Source organism: Streptomyces sp. NPDC034111 (genome assembly GCF_055575375.1).
The window spans coordinates 147,188-161,989 of record NZ_JBVIST010000013.1; the positions used below are offsets into that span (position 1 = coordinate 147,188).

General features: G+C 68.7%; 18 protein-coding genes. 7 read left to right on the top strand and 11 right to left on the bottom strand.

Features of this window, described 5'->3' with window-relative positions; all coding sequences use genetic code 11:
* Positions 1-52 precede the first annotated feature (52 nt).
* Together ddaH and rocD are read left to right on the top strand one after the other, a co-directional pair.
* Positions 53-865, top strand: coding sequence for a dimethylargininase (gene ddaH, locus ACZ55A_RS25865; protein ID WP_468844493.1), 813 nt, complete (start codon positions 53-55; stop codon positions 863-865).
* The gene (rocD, locus tag ACZ55A_RS25870; protein WP_468844495.1) at positions 862-2,097 is read left to right on the top strand and encodes an ornithine--oxo-acid transaminase; all 1,236 of its coding nucleotides are present in this window, start codon (positions 862-864) and stop codon (positions 2,095-2,097) included. The genes ddaH and rocD overlap by 4 nt, the downstream gene beginning before the upstream one ends.
* A gap of 80 nt (positions 2,098-2,177) precedes the next feature.
* Here the strand turns inward: rocD and ACZ55A_RS25875 are convergent, their stop codons facing one another.
* Positions 2,178-3,017 (bottom strand): helix-turn-helix transcriptional regulator, encoded by an 840-nt coding sequence (locus ACZ55A_RS25875; RefSeq protein ID WP_468844629.1) that lies wholly within the window; start codon positions 3,015-3,017, stop codon positions 2,178-2,180.
* Between the two features lie 164 nt (positions 3,018-3,181).
* Here ACZ55A_RS25875 and ACZ55A_RS25880 point away from each other — a divergent pair, with 164 nt between their 5' ends.
* Entirely contained in the window at positions 3,182-3,943 is a 762-nt protein-coding gene (locus ACZ55A_RS25880; protein WP_468844497.1) for an SDR family oxidoreductase, read from the top strand.
* A 34-nt stretch (positions 3,944-3,977) separates the two neighbouring features.
* On the opposite strand, the gene ACZ55A_RS25885 is transcribed toward ACZ55A_RS25880, so the two are convergent.
* Entirely contained in the window at positions 3,978-4,613 is a 636-nt protein-coding gene (locus tag ACZ55A_RS25885; protein WP_468844499.1) for a TetR/AcrR family transcriptional regulator, read from the bottom strand.
* Positions 4,614-4,716: 103 nt separating this feature from the next.
* Here ACZ55A_RS25885 and ACZ55A_RS25890 point away from each other — a divergent pair, with 103 nt between their 5' ends.
* A complete protein-coding gene (locus ACZ55A_RS25890; protein WP_468844631.1) occupies positions 4,717-5,091 on the top strand; it encodes a VOC family protein in 375 nt (124 codons plus the stop codon).
* Between the two features lie 60 nt (positions 5,092-5,151).
* On the opposite strand, the gene ACZ55A_RS25895 is transcribed toward ACZ55A_RS25890, so the two are convergent.
* Positions 5,152-5,787 carry a TetR/AcrR family transcriptional regulator gene (locus tag ACZ55A_RS25895; RefSeq protein WP_468844501.1) on the bottom strand — a complete coding sequence of 212 codons (636 nt, stop codon included), beginning with the start codon at positions 5,785-5,787 and terminating at the stop codon, positions 5,152-5,154.
* 100 nt (positions 5,788-5,887) lie between these two features.
* On the opposite strand from ACZ55A_RS25895, the gene ACZ55A_RS25900 reads away from it, so the two are divergent.
* Positions 5,888-6,346 carry a nuclear transport factor 2 family protein gene (locus tag ACZ55A_RS25900; RefSeq protein ID WP_468844503.1) on the top strand — a complete coding sequence of 153 codons (459 nt, stop codon included), beginning with the start codon at positions 5,888-5,890 and terminating at the stop codon, positions 6,344-6,346.
* A 230-nt stretch (positions 6,347-6,576) separates the two neighbouring features.
* Here ACZ55A_RS25900 and ACZ55A_RS25905 read toward each other — a convergent pair whose 3' ends face one another.
* The gene (locus ACZ55A_RS25905) at positions 6,577-6,975 is read right to left on the bottom strand and encodes a transcriptional regulator (protein WP_468844506.1); all 399 of its coding nucleotides are present in this window, start codon (positions 6,973-6,975) and stop codon (positions 6,577-6,579) included.
* Positions 6,972-7,481, bottom strand: a complete 510-nt coding sequence (locus ACZ55A_RS25910) for a hypothetical protein (RefSeq protein ID WP_468844508.1) — start codon at positions 7,479-7,481, stop codon at positions 6,972-6,974. The genes ACZ55A_RS25905 and ACZ55A_RS25910 overlap by 4 nt, the downstream gene beginning before the upstream one ends.
* Before the next feature lie 545 nt (positions 7,482-8,026).
* Here ACZ55A_RS25910 and ACZ55A_RS25915 point away from each other — a divergent pair.
* Positions 8,027-8,464 (top strand): hypothetical protein, encoded by a 438-nt coding sequence (locus tag ACZ55A_RS25915; RefSeq protein WP_468844511.1) that lies wholly within the window; start codon positions 8,027-8,029, stop codon positions 8,462-8,464.
* Between the two features lie 208 nt (positions 8,465-8,672).
* Here the strand turns inward: ACZ55A_RS25915 and ACZ55A_RS25920 are convergent, their stop codons facing one another.
* On the bottom strand, positions 8,673-10,322 hold the full coding sequence (locus tag ACZ55A_RS25920) for an aminotransferase-like domain-containing protein (RefSeq protein WP_468844513.1): 1,650 nt from the start codon (positions 10,320-10,322) through the stop codon (positions 8,673-8,675).
* 29 nt (positions 10,323-10,351) lie between these two features.
* Between ACZ55A_RS25920 and ACZ55A_RS25925 the strand changes: the two genes are divergently transcribed.
* Positions 10,352-11,185, top strand: a complete 834-nt coding sequence (locus tag ACZ55A_RS25925) for a methyltransferase domain-containing protein (RefSeq protein ID WP_468844515.1) — start codon at positions 10,352-10,354, stop codon at positions 11,183-11,185.
* Here ACZ55A_RS25925 and ACZ55A_RS25930 read toward each other — a convergent pair.
* From ACZ55A_RS25930 to ACZ55A_RS25950, 5 genes are all read right to left on the bottom strand, one after another.
* Complete coding sequence (locus tag ACZ55A_RS25930; RefSeq protein ID WP_468844518.1) at positions 11,169-11,591, bottom strand: hypothetical protein; 423 nt, start codon at positions 11,589-11,591, stop codon at positions 11,169-11,171. The genes ACZ55A_RS25925 and ACZ55A_RS25930 overlap by 17 nt on opposite strands.
* A gap of 51 nt (positions 11,592-11,642) precedes the next feature.
* On the bottom strand, positions 11,643-12,515 hold the full coding sequence (locus tag ACZ55A_RS25935; RefSeq protein ID WP_468844519.1) for an AEC family transporter: 873 nt from the start codon (positions 12,513-12,515) through the stop codon (positions 11,643-11,645).
* Positions 12,512-13,375, bottom strand: coding sequence for a TauD/TfdA family dioxygenase (locus ACZ55A_RS25940; RefSeq protein WP_468844521.1), 864 nt, complete (start codon positions 13,373-13,375; stop codon positions 12,512-12,514). Before ACZ55A_RS25940 ends, ACZ55A_RS25935 begins: the two co-directional genes overlap by 4 nt.
* Before the next feature lie 294 nt (positions 13,376-13,669).
* Positions 13,670-13,897 (bottom strand): DUF397 domain-containing protein, encoded by a 228-nt coding sequence (locus ACZ55A_RS25945; RefSeq protein WP_468844524.1) that lies wholly within the window; start codon positions 13,895-13,897, stop codon positions 13,670-13,672.
* Entirely contained in the window at positions 13,890-14,687 is a 798-nt protein-coding gene (locus tag ACZ55A_RS25950) for a helix-turn-helix domain-containing protein (RefSeq protein ID WP_468844527.1), read from the bottom strand. Before ACZ55A_RS25950 ends, ACZ55A_RS25945 begins: the two co-directional genes overlap by 8 nt.
* Positions 14,688-14,802 lie beyond the last annotated feature (115 nt).

Genomic DNA, 14,802 nt, shown 5'->3' on the forward strand with positions numbered 1-14,802 from the left:
TGACACACACCTGGTCACCCGCATGTCACGCGGAAGCGGAGGGGGTATTCCTGTGCCGACGAATCGTGTGGCGAGTCCACGGCGCTATCTGGTCTGCGAACCCAGGCACTTCGCCGTGCATTACGCCATCAACCCCTGGATGCGGGCGGACGTGCCGGTCGATACGGCACGCGCCGGCCGCCAGTGGGCGATGCTGATCAAGGCCTACCACGAGCACGGGCACACCGTGGAGCACGTACCGCCGGTCCCCGGTCTGCCGGACATGGTCTTCGCGGCCAACTCGGCGGTCGTGGTGGGCGGCAAGGTCTTCGGCTCACTGTTCCATGCGCCGGAGCGACGGCCGGAGTCCACGGCGTACGAGACCTGGTTCAAGGCCGCCGGATTCGACGTCTACCGGCCGGAGTCGGTGTGCGAGGGCGAGGGCGATCTGGTCCCGGCGGGCCGCTGGCTGCTGGCCGGCACCGGCTTCCGCACCGAGCGAGCCGCCCACCACGAGGCGCAGGAGTTCTTCGGCGTACCGACCATCGGCCTCCAGCTGGTGGACCCGCACTTCTACCACCTGGACACCGCGCTCTTCGTCCTCGACGACGAGAACATCGCGTACTACCCGGAGGCGTTCTCGCCCGGCTGCCGTGAGGTGCTCCGGCGGCTCTTCCCGGAGGCGGTCCTCGCGACCCGCGACGACGCCATGGCGTTCGGCCTCAACTCCGTCTCCGACGGCCGGCACGTCTTCATCGCCCCGCAGGCAACCGGCCTCATCGGGCAGCTCACCGCCCGCGGCTATGTCCCCGTCCCCGTCGACCTGTCGGAGTTCCACAAGGCCGGCGGCGGCATCAAGTGCTGCACCCAGGAGATCCGTTCATGACTGCCACCACCCGTACCGTCCCCGTACAAGCGGCCCGTTCGTCCGCCGAGCTGATCCAGGCCGAGGGCCCGGTCCTGGCGCACAACTACCACCCGCTGCCCGTGGTCGTGGCGCGCGCCGAAGGCGTCTGGGTCGAGGACGTCGAGGGGCGCCGCTACCTCGACATGCTGGCCGGCTACTCGGCACTCAACTTCGGCCACCGGCACCCGGCCCTGATCGAGGCCGCCCACCGCCAGCTGGACCAGCTCACCCTCACCTCCCGGGCCTTCCACAACGACCGGCTCGCCGGCTTCGCCGAAGGCCTGGCCGAGCTGACCGGCCTGGACATGGTGCTGCCGATGAACACCGGCGCCGAGGCGGTGGAGAGCGGTATCAAGGTGGCCCGCAAGTGGGCGTACGACGTCAAGGGCGTCCCGGCGGACCGCGCCACGATCGTGGTGGCGGGCGGCAACTTCCACGGCCGTACGACCACGATCGTCGGCTTCTCCGACGACGACACCGCGCGGGTCGGCTTCGGCCCCTTCGCCCCCGGCTTCCGCACCGTCCCGTACAACGACCTCGCCGCGCTCGAAGCCGCCGTGGACGACACCACGGCCGCGGTGCTGCTGGAGCCCATCCAGGGCGAAGCGGGCGTGCTGATCCCCGACGACGGCTATCTCACCGGCGTCCGGGAGCTCACCCGGCGAGCCGGCTGCCTCTTCATCGCCGACGAGATCCAGTCCGGCCTCGGCCGCACCGGAACCACCCTGGCCGTCGAGCACGAATCCGTCGTCCCCGATGTCCTCCTCCTCGGCAAGGCGCTCGGCGGCGGCATCGTCCCGGTCTCCGCGGTCGTCGCCCGCCGCGAGGTGCTCGGTGTCCTCGGCCCCGGCCAGCACGGCTCCACCTTCGGCGGCAACCCGTTGGCCGCCGCGGTGGGTTCGGCCGTCATCGACCTCCTGGCGACCGGCGAGTTCCAGCGCCGCGCCGCGGAGCTGGGCGCGCAGCTGCGCACCGGCCTGGCCGCGCTGACCGGCAAGGGCGTGACCGGCTTCCGCGCCCGCGGTCTGTGGGCCGGCGTCGATGTCGATCCCGCCCTCGGCACCGGCCGCGAGATCAGCGAACGCCTCCTGAAGGAGGGCATCCTGGTGAAGGACACCCATGGCTCCACGATCCGGCTCGCCCCGCCGCTGACCATCACCGAGGAGGAACTGGCCGCGGCCCTGGGCAGCCTGGAGCGGGTGCTGGCCTGACCCAAGTGCCCCTTGCCCGGACCGGGGCACCCCGCCCGCCCCGCGCGCGGAGACCGACCTCCTCGCGCGGGGCCGGCCCGTCACACCGCCGGCGTCGCCGCCCAGCTGGCCAGGAGGCCCAGGCGCACCTCCGTCTGGGACCCCGGTTCCGGCGTGTAGACCACCAGCATCTGATCCGGCTCCCCGGAGACCGTCAACGTCTCGTAGGGAAAGGTGAGTTCGCCCGCCACGGGGTGCCTCATACGCTTCGCCCCGTACGTCTTCTCCCTGACCTCATGGTCCGCCCACAGCCGGCGGAACTCCTCGCTGCCCAGGGACAGTTCGCCCACCAGCGTGGCCAGTTGCCGGTCCCGTGGATGGCTGCCCGCATCCAGGCGCAGATAGGCGACCGTCTCCGCGGCCACCGCGGGCCAGTCCGGATACAGCTCGCGGGCCTGCGGGTTGAGGAACACCTGGCGCGGCATGTTGCGCTCCTCCGGCGGCATCTGCGAGAAACCGACGACGGCATCGCCCAGCGCGTTCCACGCGAGCACATCCATCCGGCGGCCCAGCACGAACGCGGGGGCCTTCTCCATCAGGTCCAGAAGGAGACGCAGACCGGGACGGACCCTCTGGGGCGCGGGCCCGGCGGCGGACCTGCGACGGACGGCGGCAGGCCTGGCCACCGTACGCAGATACTCCTGCTCGGTCTCGTCGAGGCGCAGGACGCGCCCGATGGCGTCGAGCACCGCATCCGAGACGGAGGGGCCGCGGCCCTGTTCGAGGCGGATGTAGTAGTCGACGCTGACGCCTGCGAGCTGGGCGACCTCCTCACGGCGCAGCCCCGGAACCCGCCGCCTGCCGTGCCCCGGCAGCCCCACCTCTTCGGGCCGGATACGGGCACGCCGCGAGCGCAGGAAGTCACCGAGCTCCCCGTCCATGGATATGTCCATGCCGACGATCCTAGGTCTCATGGACGCCCCGATCCTGGTACTGCCGGACCCAGGAAAACGGCAGCCCTGGGTAAGGACTGCGGCCGGGCGCAGGGTTGTTGCCGTCGCCGGGAGACGCCCGACGACGGCAACAACCACCCCAGGAGTTCCCCATGGCGTACGACACCCTCGCCGGCCGCACCGCCGTCATCACCGGAGCCGCCAGCGGTATGGGCGAAGCCACCGCCCGGCTGCTCGCCTCGTACGGAGTGCGCGTGGCGCTGCTCGCGCGCCGTGCCGAGCGGCTGACGGAGCTGGCCGGCAAGATCGAGGCGGACGGCGGGCAGGCCCTTGCGGTCGCCGCCGACGTCACCGACCACGCCTCCCTGGACGCGGCGACGGAGCGGGTGCACACCACGTACGGCCAGGTCGACCTGGTGGTCAATGCGGCGGGGGTGATGCTGCCGAACCCGATCACCGACGGCCGCGCCGACGAATGGCAGCGCATGCTGGACACCAATGTGGCCGGCGCGCTCCGGGTCATCCGCGCCTTCACTCCGGACCTGATCGCGGTGGCCGAGGCGGGCCGGACGGCGGACCTGGTGAACATCTCCTCGATCGGCGCGCACATCGCGTTCCCCAACTACGCGGTGTACGGCGCGACGAAGGCCGCGCTGACCTACCTCTCGCAGTCCCTGCGCACGGAGCTGGGCCCGCGCGACGTCCGCGTCACCAACATCGAACCGGGCCTCACGGACACCGAGCTGGGCAGCCACATCGACAACGCGGAGCTGTCCGGCCAGCTGGCCGGCATGTTCGACGCCCTGACCGGCCTGGCGGCGGACGACATCGCGGACCTGATCGCCTACACGACGAGCCGCGCCCGCCATGTGAACCTGCGCCAGGCGATCGTGCTGCCGACGCGGCAGGCGTGAGCGCACGCCTGCCGCTGTGTCTCCCGTGCCGGGCCTACCTGAGGGCGTAGTCGCCGAGGGAGGGTTCGAGCTGGTCGAAGACCCGGCCGGCTTCGGCGGCGACGGTCGCGGCGATGTGGTCGTTGTCGTGCCCGGCGAGGGTGAGTTCCTGGATGCGGGAGAACAGCAGGCGTTGGGCGGCGGCGAGTTGGGCGGCCGCGGCCCGGGGGGTGATGTCGGCGGGGGCGGCACCGGTCGCGGTGGCGAGAGCGTCGGCCAGGGCTCGTTCCCGTTGGTCGTGCAGCTCGCGCAGTCGCGTGGTGAGCGTGGGACTGGCGGCGATCATGCGGGAGAAGTCGGGCCCGGCGAAGCCGGCCACCGGATCGCGTTCCTCGACAGCGGAGAGGAAGGCGCGGCGCAGCGCGGCGAGGGCGGATTCGCCGATCTCGCGGCTCTCGACGGTGCGGGCGAGGCCGGCGGTGAATGCCTCGTGGTGGTCGAGAGCGATGTCCTCCTTGCGCGCGAAGTAGTTGGTGACGGTCTTCTTGGCGACGCGGGCGGCGGTGGCGATCTCGGCGATCGTCGTCTCTTCGAACCCCTTTTGGAGGAAGAGGCGGGTGGCGTGATCGGAGATCAGTTGCCTGGTCTCCTGCTTCTTGACCTCGCGAAGGCTCATGGGTGCGGCACTCATGGACCAATCTTACACCGGACGTAAAAATGCCCTTGACTACCCGAATGCCCCTCGCATAAATTTACGTCCGATGTAAGATCCGCCTCGGCACCCAGGAGCACCCATCAACATCACCGCCTCCACCGTCTCCCTGACCGTCGACGACGTGGCCGCCTCCCGCGACTTCCTGCTCACCCACTTCGGCTACACCCAGGCTGCGGCGGCGGACGGCTTCGCCTCACTGACCCGGGACGACGCCGCGGTCGACATCGTCCTGCTCCAGCGCGGTATCGAGGTGCTGCCGCCGGAGCAGCGCGACCAACGGGCGTCCGGCATGATCCTGGCCTTCACGGTCATCGGCATCGCCGATCACGAGGAGCGCCTGCGCAAGGCGGGCGCCCCCATCACCATGCCGCTGCGCGAAGAGCCCTGGGGCGAGCGGCTGTTCCAGGTCACCGACCCCAACGGCGTCGTACTCCAGCTCGTCGAGTGGGCCTGAGGGAGCGTCGCCGCCGCACCTCACCGCGACTGCCGTCACCACCCTCGACGTGGTCAAGGATTACCGCCGGGGTGCACCCGCCGCCGCCAGCAGGCTCTCGGCAGCGGCACGGGCCCGCCGCGCGGCGTCGGGGTCACCCATGAGCGCGGCACCGGTGATCGCCCCGTCGACAAGCAGCGCCAACTGCCCCGCGAGAGCGTCCGGTTCGGCCACCGGTACGGCACGGACCAGGCCGGTCAGGTACGACAGCAGCGCCTGCTTGTGCTCCCGGGCTGCCCGGGCCACCCCGTCCGAGGTGGCCCCCAGCTCGCCGTAGGAGTTGATGAACGCGCAGCCCCGGAAGTCGGGCTCCGCGAACCAGCCGTGCAGCCAGTCGAAGACGAGGAGCGGCCGCACCGCCGGGCCCCCGGCCTGCTCGGCGACGTACTCCGCGAGCGCGGCCCGCCACCGGGTGTCACGCCGGCCCAGATACGCCTCGACGAGGTCGTGCTTGGCGGGGAAGCACTGGTAGAGGCGCTTGAGCGAGACCCCGGCGGCGGTGCGCAGCTCGTCCATGCCGACGGACTGGATCCCGCGCTCGTAGAACAGCTTCTCCGCGGCGTCGAGAATCCGCGTACGGGCTTCCTCACGGGCCTCGTCGCGCGCGCCCCCGGGGGCGTCACCGCGAGCTGCGCCCCGTACTTCACCGTGCTTCATGACACCTTCGCCCTTCACGCCTTTACGGGAGAACGTACGTTCTCTATCGTAGCGAACCAAGGGAGAACGACCGTTCTCCCCCTCCTGAGAGGAGACCGCCATGGCACCGCGTCCACCCTTCCCCCCGTTCGACGAGCAGAGCGCACTCCAGAAGGTCCAGGCGGCCGAGGACGCCTGGAACACCCGTGACCCCGAGCGGGTCGCCCTCGCCTACACCGAGGACTCGGTCTGGCGGAACCGCGACACCTTCGTCACCGGCCGGGACGCGATCGTCGACCTCCTGCGCCAGAAGTGGGCCCGCGAGCTGGACTACGCCCTCCGCAAGGAGCTGTGGTCCTTCCACGGCAACCGCATCGCGGTGCGCTTCCAGTACGAGAGCCATGACGCCGATGGCCAGTGGTGGCGCAGCTACGGCAACGAGCTGTGGGAGTTCGACGAGGAGGGCCTGATGACCCGCCGGGAGGCCGGCATCCACGATGTCGCCATCACGGAGGCGGAACGCCGGATCTTCGGCCCACGCCCGGAGGCGGAGAAGGGCCGCCCGCTTGCGTTCCGCTAGGGGGTGTCTTGAGTCATGCTCACGTGGCGGGGCGGAGGCTGCGGAGCCAGATCACTGCCCCACGCAGGTGGAGGCCGGCGAGGTAGCTCTCGGGTGTCTTGTCGTAGCGGGTGGCGAGTCCGCGGCACGCCTTGATCTTGTTGACGGGCCGGTTGCGCGGACGGCCGACCGGGCCGCGGACCGCAGCACAAGGCCGACGCCACCAAGATGGCGGCGCCGGCCGGATCGATTCAACCGGTGTGCGGCTGCTGAGCACCGGCGCCCGCATCGGCCTCGGTATCGGGGCGGGCAGCGGCGGCCTGCTCGGCGCGGTCGGCGATCTGCTGGAGCGCGGCCAGATGTGCGCGCAGCCGTTCCCGGCCGACGGCGGTGGCCCGCACCCAGGTGCGGGGCCGCTTGCCGACGTAGCCCTTGCGGATCTCGACGAGCTCGGCGTTGCCGAGCGTGGTGAGCTGCTTGGACAGCGCCGAGTCTCTCAGGTGCGCGTGGTCGCGAACGAAGGCGAATTCGCACCAGGTGGTGGCGGACACCAGCGACATGATGGTCAACCGGGTCGGATCCAGCAGGAGTTGCTCCAGGCCGCCGACGGCGTCGGACGCGGCACCCCCGGCCTGGCCGGACACGCTCACCGGGCCGCCGCGCGACGGGCCATCCGGCGCCCCACCACATTGGTCAGCTGGCTCCCGGGAAGGCTAAGGACGGCGAACGCGAGGGTGAGGGTGGTAACGGGATGGTCGCGGATCCAGGCTGGCATGCCGGAGCCGGTCAGCGTGTGGTACACGGTCGGTCCGGCGAAGAGCTGGACAGTGCCGATGACCAGGGCGATCAGCAGCAGGGGCAGGTAGGCGCACCCGGGCACGGCGCTGAGGTGCAGGCCGCCGGAGGCGGCGGCGAAGCGGGGGCTGCGGCGCCAGGCGACGTAGTAGGCCATGTTCAGGGCGCTCATCCCAAGCATGGCGACCATCTGTGCGGTGGGGCTGCCCAAGTCGCTGGCGACCCCGAACACCACGAGGATGGTGCTATGCGCGGCCAACAGCCACCAGGGCGTGCGGAGAAGCGAGCCGGCGGCGTTGAGGCGGACCTGACGGGCCCGGGCCAGGGCTTCCCGGGCCTCGACGGGGCTGGGCGTGTTCATGTTTCCCCCTTCGGCAAGGACTTTCCCGTGGAGAAAGTAACACTCACTTTCCCGCGAGGAAAGTGAGGACACGAGAACGGACCTCGGGCACACCTCGCGATGCCGGAGCCCGTTCATGCGCGCCTCGGGAGTCGCGGTGGCCTGGGGCGTGTATCGAATGCGCTGGTCACAGCCACGCGTTGAGGGCCGCGACGAGGACGGCCCCCTCGTAGCGGACCGCATCGACGCCTACCGACGAACATTCAGCTGCTCGGAACCCGTCTGCTGCACTCACGAGGTGCCGTCATGTGGCTCCGCAGCCTCCGCCTCGCCCAGCCACATGATCACGACCAAGGACAGACGGGTTGCCGTGCCGGACCAAGTGGGCGGGCTCCGGCACGCTCTCTGGTGACGGTGCGGCACTGTCACACACTTCCGACAACCAGCGTGATCGTGCGCCGCGTTGGTCATGAAGTACGTTGCCTCACGAACGGCCGATCCGTAACCTTCCCACGACCAACGCGCTGACCTGCATGTTGGTGTTCAAGTTCTCAGGGGGAAAGCGAATGAAGCGTCGCAACAAGGTGCGGATGTCGATGATGGCGGGGGCGAGCGCCGCTGCCATCGCGATCAGCATGGTCGGAACTGGGACTGCGCAAGCGGCGGGGCGGCACGTCTCGGCCGACTGTGGAACGACCGGGGCCCTCGGCATCCTGAACCTGGAAGAGGGGGGCACGCGGTATGGCAAATTCATCGTCGGGATGCACCTCAAGGACACGCTCGATGACGGGCACCATGTGAAGATTCGCTTCCTCAGCAAGCGCGTCGGGAGCAGCACGACGGTGAAGTGGGGGTGGCACTCCCAGTATCTGGGCGCGGGCCCCACCCTTGATGTCAGCACCATTGCCCAGGACAAGCGCGGAATCGCGGCCGCGGGGGTCGAGGTGGCGCGATTCGAAGGCGGCACCAAGCTCAACTCCTGCACCGCCTGGACCCGGCACTGATAACGCTGGTGCAGTAGCACTTCCGCGTAACGCCGCGGGCTCCGGGGAGGTGCGAAACCCGGAGCCCCGGCACGGGGATGCTGCCATGCGCCGAGTGTTGTGCACCTGATCCTCAGGCACCTTCTCCGTTCGCTCTCCTCCGTTCGCACTTCGCCGTTCGCACTTCGCCGTTCGCACTTCTCCGTTCCGTCCCGTCCGCTCCCGGTTCTCACCCCACCCGCACCACCTCCCCCAGGACCGCCACCCCCTCGGCGATCTCTCCCGGCGTGCGCGCGGCATAGCCGAGCACCAGCCCCGGCCGCGACGGCCGCTGACTGTGCCAGGACAGTGGATGGACCTTGACCCCCCGGGCCAGCGCGGCCGCGGCGAACTCCCGGTCCGTCTCCGCACCCGTGGTGGCGCCGGGGCCGGCCGCCGCGCCCAACGTGATCGTCAGATGAAGCCCCGCCGCCGCGCCCTGCACCGTCGCCGTCGGCAGATGACGGCCAATAGCCGCGATCATCGCGTCCCGGCGGCGACGATGGCGCCGGCGCAGCAGCCGCAGCCCGCGCTCCAGTTCGCCCGACTCCATCAGCCGGGCCAGCACCAGCTGCGGCAGTATGGCGTTGCCGAGGTCGGCGAACCGCTTGGCCTCCACGAACGCCTCCCGGTACGCGGGCGGCACCAGCAGCCAGCCCACCCTCAGCGCGGGCGCCAGCAGCTTGGAGACGCTGCCCGCGTAGCAGACCTGCTCGGGGAGGAGCGAGCGCAGGGCGGGGACCGGTGCGCGGTCGTAGCGGTGCTCGGCGTCGTAGTCGTCCTCGACGATCAGGCCGCCCTCCGCCGCCCAACACATCAACTCCCGGCGCCGCCCGCCGCCCAGCACCACCCCGGTCGGGAACTGATGCGCCGGCGTGAGCAGTACGGCCCGCGCACCGCTCTCCCGCAGCTCATCGACCCGTACGCCCTCCTCGTCGACCGGCACCGGCGGGGTCGCCACGCCCCAGTTGGCCAGATGCTGCCGGACGCCGAGCGAACCGGGGTCCTCCACCGCGACCGTGCCGATACCGTCGCGCCGGAGCACCTGGCCGATCAGCCCGAGGGCCTGCGCGGTACCGGCGACGATCAGCACATGGTCCGGCTCCACCCTGATCCCGCGGTTTCGGGCCAGCCAGTTGGCGACCGCCCGTCGCAGCGCCGGTGCGCCCCGGGGATCCCCGTACCCGAAACCGGCAGCCGGGAGGTCCGCGAGCACCGCCCGCTCGGCCCGCAGCCAGGCCGCACGGGGGAACGCGGCCAGGTCCGGCACCCCGGGCGAGAGATCGATCCGGGCAGGCGCATCCCGCAGTGCGTCGAAGACATCCGCCCCGGGCGGACCCTCGAAGACGTCCGCACCAGGCAACGCACCGAAGACATCCGTACTGGGCAGCGCACCGAACGGCCCGCCGACGACCCGGGGACCAGGCGCCGCCCCCACTGCGGCCGTCTCCGCCCGGGGCCCAGCAGCCTTCCCCCCTGCGGCCGTCTCCGTCCGCTCCCCCGCAGCCGTCACGGGAGCGGCCACGACCACCGTGCCACCCCTCCCCCGCCCGGCCAACTGCCCGTCCTCACCCAGCCGCCGGTACGCCTCGGTGACCACACCCCGGGAAACCCGCAGCTCAGCGGCGAGCACCCGGGTCGCAGGCAGCCTGCTCCCCACTGGCAGCCGACCATCCGCGATTGCCCGCCGCAGCTGCTCCGCCAGCCAGTCGGCACGCCCGCCCGCCGGAGCCTCGCTGATGTTCAGTTGCAAGAAGTCGGAACACCCCGCAGCCGCAGCCGCCCCAGTCACCGCCGCCGATATGGACCCGTCGAACAGCCCCTCTTTGGACCTGTGCATCGGTCCATTGTCCGCGTCATCGTGTCCACATGCCTACCTCGCCCACCAGCAACGTCGCCTACGTCCACGGCTATTCACCCCGCGAAGCACACCGGCTCGGCGACCAGGCCGACACTCTCGCCTCGCTCCTGCATGCCGGTACGGCGTACCCGGCCGGCAGCCGCGTACTGGAGATCGGCTGCGGCGTCGGCGCCCAGACCGTCCACCTCGTCAGCAACAGCCCCGGCGCACGGATCACCGCCGTCGATCTCTCCGAGGGCTCCCTCACCCAGGCCCGTGCCTACGTCACGTCCCAGGCCCCGGCGGCCAACGTGACCTGGCGCCGCGCCGACCTCCACGAACTCCCTTATCCCGACGCCACCTTCGACCACCTCTTCGCCTGCTTCGTCCTGGAGCACCTACGGGATCCGGGCCAGGCACTGACCGAGCTGCGCCGCGTCCTACGCCCCGGCGGCACGCTCACCGTGATCGAGGGCGATCACGGTTCGGCGGTCTTCCACCCCGACAGCCCACACGCCCAAGAGGTCATCGCCCACCAGGTACGACTTCAGTCCGAGGCGGGCGGAAACGCCCTCCTGGGGCGGGAGTTGCACCCCCTCCTCACCCGCGCAGGCTTCCGCGACGTCGTGGTGCACCCCCGCACCGTCTACGCCGACAGCACCCGCCCGGCGCTGGTCGACGGCTTCACCCGCAGAACCTTCATCGCCATGATCGAGTCCGTACGCGACGACGCACTGCACGCCGGACTCACCACGCCGACCGCCTGGGCCCGCGGCATCACCGACCTGCGCCGCACCACGGAGCCCGGCGGCACCTTCCACTACACGTTCTTCAAGGCGACGGCGGTCAATCCCCAGGGGTGACGGCTGCCAGGTAGGTCATGGCCTCCTGGACATCACGGAAATTGAGGACGGGCTCCTCGGTGAAATCCTTCACCGTCACCTCGATGACGGGTCCCCACTCGTCAACCGAAACAGAGACCATGAACTCGGCGTCGCTGGACGGGCCCTTGATCCATGCTCCTTCTAAGTCATGGAACGAGAATCGCCACCCAGGGATCTCCCGCAGGCGATTCCCCAAATCTATCCAGGTCGACACGACATCCTGAATCCGGTAGCTCGAATAGATTCGCTGATGGAGGCCCAGGACGCAGATCATCCGAATGACCTCTTCATAGGTGACGGCGACCTCGAAGGTTTCCGCTGAGCGGTTGTCCAGCAGCCAGGTGTAGGCGAGCAGATCAGCGCGGGAGAGATTTTCTTCCGTCATATTCGGGGACTCATTTCGTGGCGGGTGGTGGGTACTCGACGGCATACCGCGCTACGCGATCGTGATCAGCAGTGGAAGAGTGACGACCGTGAGAGCCGTCGACGCCAGGACCATTTCGGCAATCTCGCCGCTCGGGCCTTCATACTTCTGCGCGAGCATATGACTCAGCACTGCTACCGGCATGGAGCACTGAATGACGAAAGCTGTTGCCGCCGCCGGCGCGAGCCCCAGCGCCCCGGCCAGAAAGTAACCCACCGCAAATCCGCCGCCGACCCGGACAACGGACAAGAACACGGTCCGTGACAGGCTCCGCACTCGAAGATTCGCCAGGGAGATGCCGAGCATGAACAGCATCAATGGAAGCGTGACACCACCAAGAAGATCCAGCGTTTTCGCCAGTGGGCCCGGAACTTCGACATGGAAACCCAGCTTCACCAGCGCCAGCGCCAGTGAATAGATCATCGGGTTCTTGAGCAGCTTTCTCGGGGACATATGCCCAGAGGCAAGCCACGCACCCAGCGTCACATGGCCGATCTGAATCAGCGTGGAGAAAGCCACCGCAAAGACCAGACCATCATTGCCGACGACGAAGTAGGCGATGGGTATGCCGAGGTTGCCCGTGTTCGGCAGCATCAGTGCCGGGAGATAGCGGCGGTCCCGGAGGCGCAGGACCTTTAGCGCGAGGAGCCCTATGACGGCGAAGCAGCCGACCGCCAGGGCGCCGGCCACGAAGGTCTGCGCCACCCGGCCGAGGGTCAGTCCCGGCCGGTCCAGGGACGAGAGCAGGAGGCAGGGGAACCCGACATTGGACACGAACGACGTAACGAACGCGGTGTCGACGGGCTGCTTGAACTTGTCCCACGCCACCCCCAGGCCGGCGCAGAGCACGATGGGCAGGACAATGGATATGAGTTCGACGATCACCTATCGAGCCACGCTTCTGAACCAGCCTCGCCCGATACGGAGGGGAGGAATCCGAAGGTCAGGCGCGCGCATGCGGGGCCGGTGGCATCGAAGTTGAGCCGACGCATGTTCCGCGGTTCGTGCGGAGGGAACGAGGTCCTGCCGTGCACGATGGCCGTGTTGTCCGCGATCATAATGTCGCCAGCCTCCAGCATGAACGTTAATCGGTTCTCCGGAGCCTCGAAGAAGCTGCACAGCTCGTCGAAAATTTCCTGGGCGTCGGCATGCGGTGTAGCCTCCGCGGCACCATCACGCATTCGGAACTTGATTCCACGCCATTCTCCGCAGCGGGTGAACACCGCCTGTGTGCTGCTTTGCGCCGTACGGGTCACCGTGAGCGCGTCAGCCCTCGACAGAATCTCAACCTTGTCCGGGAATGCACGCGCCACATGGTCGTACGCGGCCTGCGCGCTGGCGAGGACGGTCATGCCCCCGGTTGCCGCCGGGGTGACGCACTGGAGCGTGATGATCTTCTCGGGCGCATCACGGAAGGCACCGTCGGTATGCAGCAGATGTTCGGCGGGAGTGGAACCGAGAAAACCCGCCGCGCGCTTGAAGGCATTGATCCCGACAATCCCCTGGCCATCGGCCCGGGGATGCGGCGCCGGATTCCCGAAATACCTTCCAAGGCCGAGGAGGTCCTGGTAGCTGTCGCTCAGGTCCAGGCACCGAAGGATCACAAAACCATAGGCATCAAAGCGATCCAGCATTCCACGCTGCTGCACCAGAGACATCTGTCGCACCGATGGAATTTCGAGAATCTGGGATTCGACCGGAAGGGCGGCGTCAAAGGACTGTCGAATTATCTGGGCGGTTAACATTCAACCCTCATTTCATGGCTGCCCAAAGGTTTTGCGGCTACACGAATTGAAGGTATCAAGGATGTCACCAAATGATCAACGAGCAGCAAAGGACTGGCCAAATCGCAGCACACCAGTGCGGCCGCCCTCCTGGTACATAAGGCGGCTAAGGCGGCTATGAACTGCGGTTTTGCCTAGCGTTAACGACATCCGGCACGGCCCTCATGGCTTGATCCACACGAGAGCACATAAGCAGTAACTGCTCATTTGGGATAGGAACGGATAGCCCCGTTGATTCCGGTACGCCGGATGTGCTCAGACGTGGCGTCCGAACTCTCCGTCCCTGACCGCCGCAACGAACGACGACCACACCCCGGTCTCGAAGACCAGCGCGGGCCCATGCGGGTCCTTGGAGTCGCGGACGGGGACGCCGGCGGGGTGACCGTCCAGGACTTCGAGGCAGCTGCCCTCGGAGGAACCGCTGTACGACGACTTACGCCAGCCGGTCAGCTGGGAGGCATCCGGGATGGTGTGCTCAGTCATGGTGTCCGTAGTCCTTCGCTGTCGCCCTCATCAGAGCAAGTGACTCTTTCAGCGGCAGTGCATCGCCTAGTGCGAGATCGTAGGCGCCCAGGAATTGTTCGACCAGGACCGGGTCGTCGTACACCTTGCCCGTACGCATGGCTTCGACATAGGCAACCGGAGGCTGGTCCTCGAACCACATCAGTGTGGCCATGCCTTCCAACAGCGGATGTGCACCCAGCCCGAACGGCACCACGTGTACGCGTACCCGCCCGCGCTCAGCCAACCGGACCACGTGCATGATCTGCTCGGCCATGACATCCGAGCCACCGACCGGACGGCGAAGCACCGCCTCGTCCAGCAACGCCCACACCACCGGTGTCACCGGATCATCGAGGATCCTCGCGCGCTCAAGCCGGGTGACGACGGCCCGGTCACGTTCCTCATCGCTCAGCGGGGGGAACGCAACGCGTAGAACCGCATCTGCGTACCTCCTCGTCTGAAGGATCCCGGGCATATAGGAGAGTGCGAACTCGCGGATCCTGGAGGCCTGTTGTTCGAATACGAGGGCTGCCTCGAAGTGGCTGCCGACCGGCCTCCCATCTTCGCCCGGCCGAAAACTACTCAGCACGTTCCCCGTATTGAGAGCCCTGTCCAACCGCCGCGCATCCTCCTTCGACGGGATCCGCCGCCCCGCCTCGATGTGCGCGATGTGCGAGCGGGTCATCACCGCCGCGTCCGCCAACTGCTGCTGCGTCAGCCCCGCCGCTTCTCGCTGTTCGCGGAGCCAGTCCCCGTACGTGCTGCCCATTCGTCAACCCCCTTGTGCGAAAAGGCTCGTCACACTCTGCGTACTAGCGAGACTACTCGCCGTCACTGACATTGGAGGCTGTACGCAAAGACCCCCGCGACCGATGGGACGGCCC

Coding starts and splice junctions, on each gene's coding strand:
- rocD (WP_468844495.1), top strand. CDS start 862: ATGACTGCCACCACCCGTACCGTCCCCGTACAAGCGGCCCGTTCGTCC.
- ACZ55A_RS25875 (WP_468844629.1), bottom strand. CDS start 3,017: ATGGACGGGGAGCTCGGTGACTTCCTGCGCTCGCGGCGTGCCCGTATC.
- ACZ55A_RS25880 (WP_468844497.1), top strand. CDS start 3,182: ATGGCGTACGACACCCTCGCCGGCCGCACCGCCGTCATCACCGGAGCC.
- ACZ55A_RS25885 (WP_468844499.1), bottom strand. CDS start 4,613: ATGAGTGCCGCACCCATGAGCCTTCGCGAGGTCAAGAAGCAGGAGACC.
- ACZ55A_RS25895 (WP_468844501.1), bottom strand. CDS start 5,787: ATGAAGCACGGTGAAGTACGGGGCGCAGCTCGCGGTGACGCCCCCGGG.
- ACZ55A_RS25900 (WP_468844503.1), top strand. CDS start 5,888: ATGGCACCGCGTCCACCCTTCCCCCCGTTCGACGAGCAGAGCGCACTC.
- ACZ55A_RS25910 (WP_468844508.1), bottom strand. CDS start 7,481: ATGAACACGCCCAGCCCCGTCGAGGCCCGGGAAGCCCTGGCCCGGGCC.
- ACZ55A_RS25915 (WP_468844511.1), top strand. CDS start 8,027: ATGAAGCGTCGCAACAAGGTGCGGATGTCGATGATGGCGGGGGCGAGC.
- ACZ55A_RS25920 (WP_468844513.1), bottom strand. CDS start 10,322: ATGCACAGGTCCAAAGAGGGGCTGTTCGACGGGTCCATATCGGCGGCG.
- ACZ55A_RS25925 (WP_468844515.1), top strand. CDS start 10,352: ATGCCTACCTCGCCCACCAGCAACGTCGCCTACGTCCACGGCTATTCA.
- ACZ55A_RS25930 (WP_468844518.1), bottom strand. CDS start 11,591: ATGACGGAAGAAAATCTCTCCCGCGCTGATCTGCTCGCCTACACCTGG.
- ACZ55A_RS25940 (WP_468844521.1), bottom strand. CDS start 13,375: ATGTTAACCGCCCAGATAATTCGACAGTCCTTTGACGCCGCCCTTCCG.
- ACZ55A_RS25945 (WP_468844524.1), bottom strand. CDS start 13,897: ATGACTGAGCACACCATCCCGGATGCCTCCCAGCTGACCGGCTGGCGT.
- ACZ55A_RS25950 (WP_468844527.1), bottom strand. CDS start 14,687: ATGGGCAGCACGTACGGGGACTGGCTCCGCGAACAGCGAGAAGCGGCG.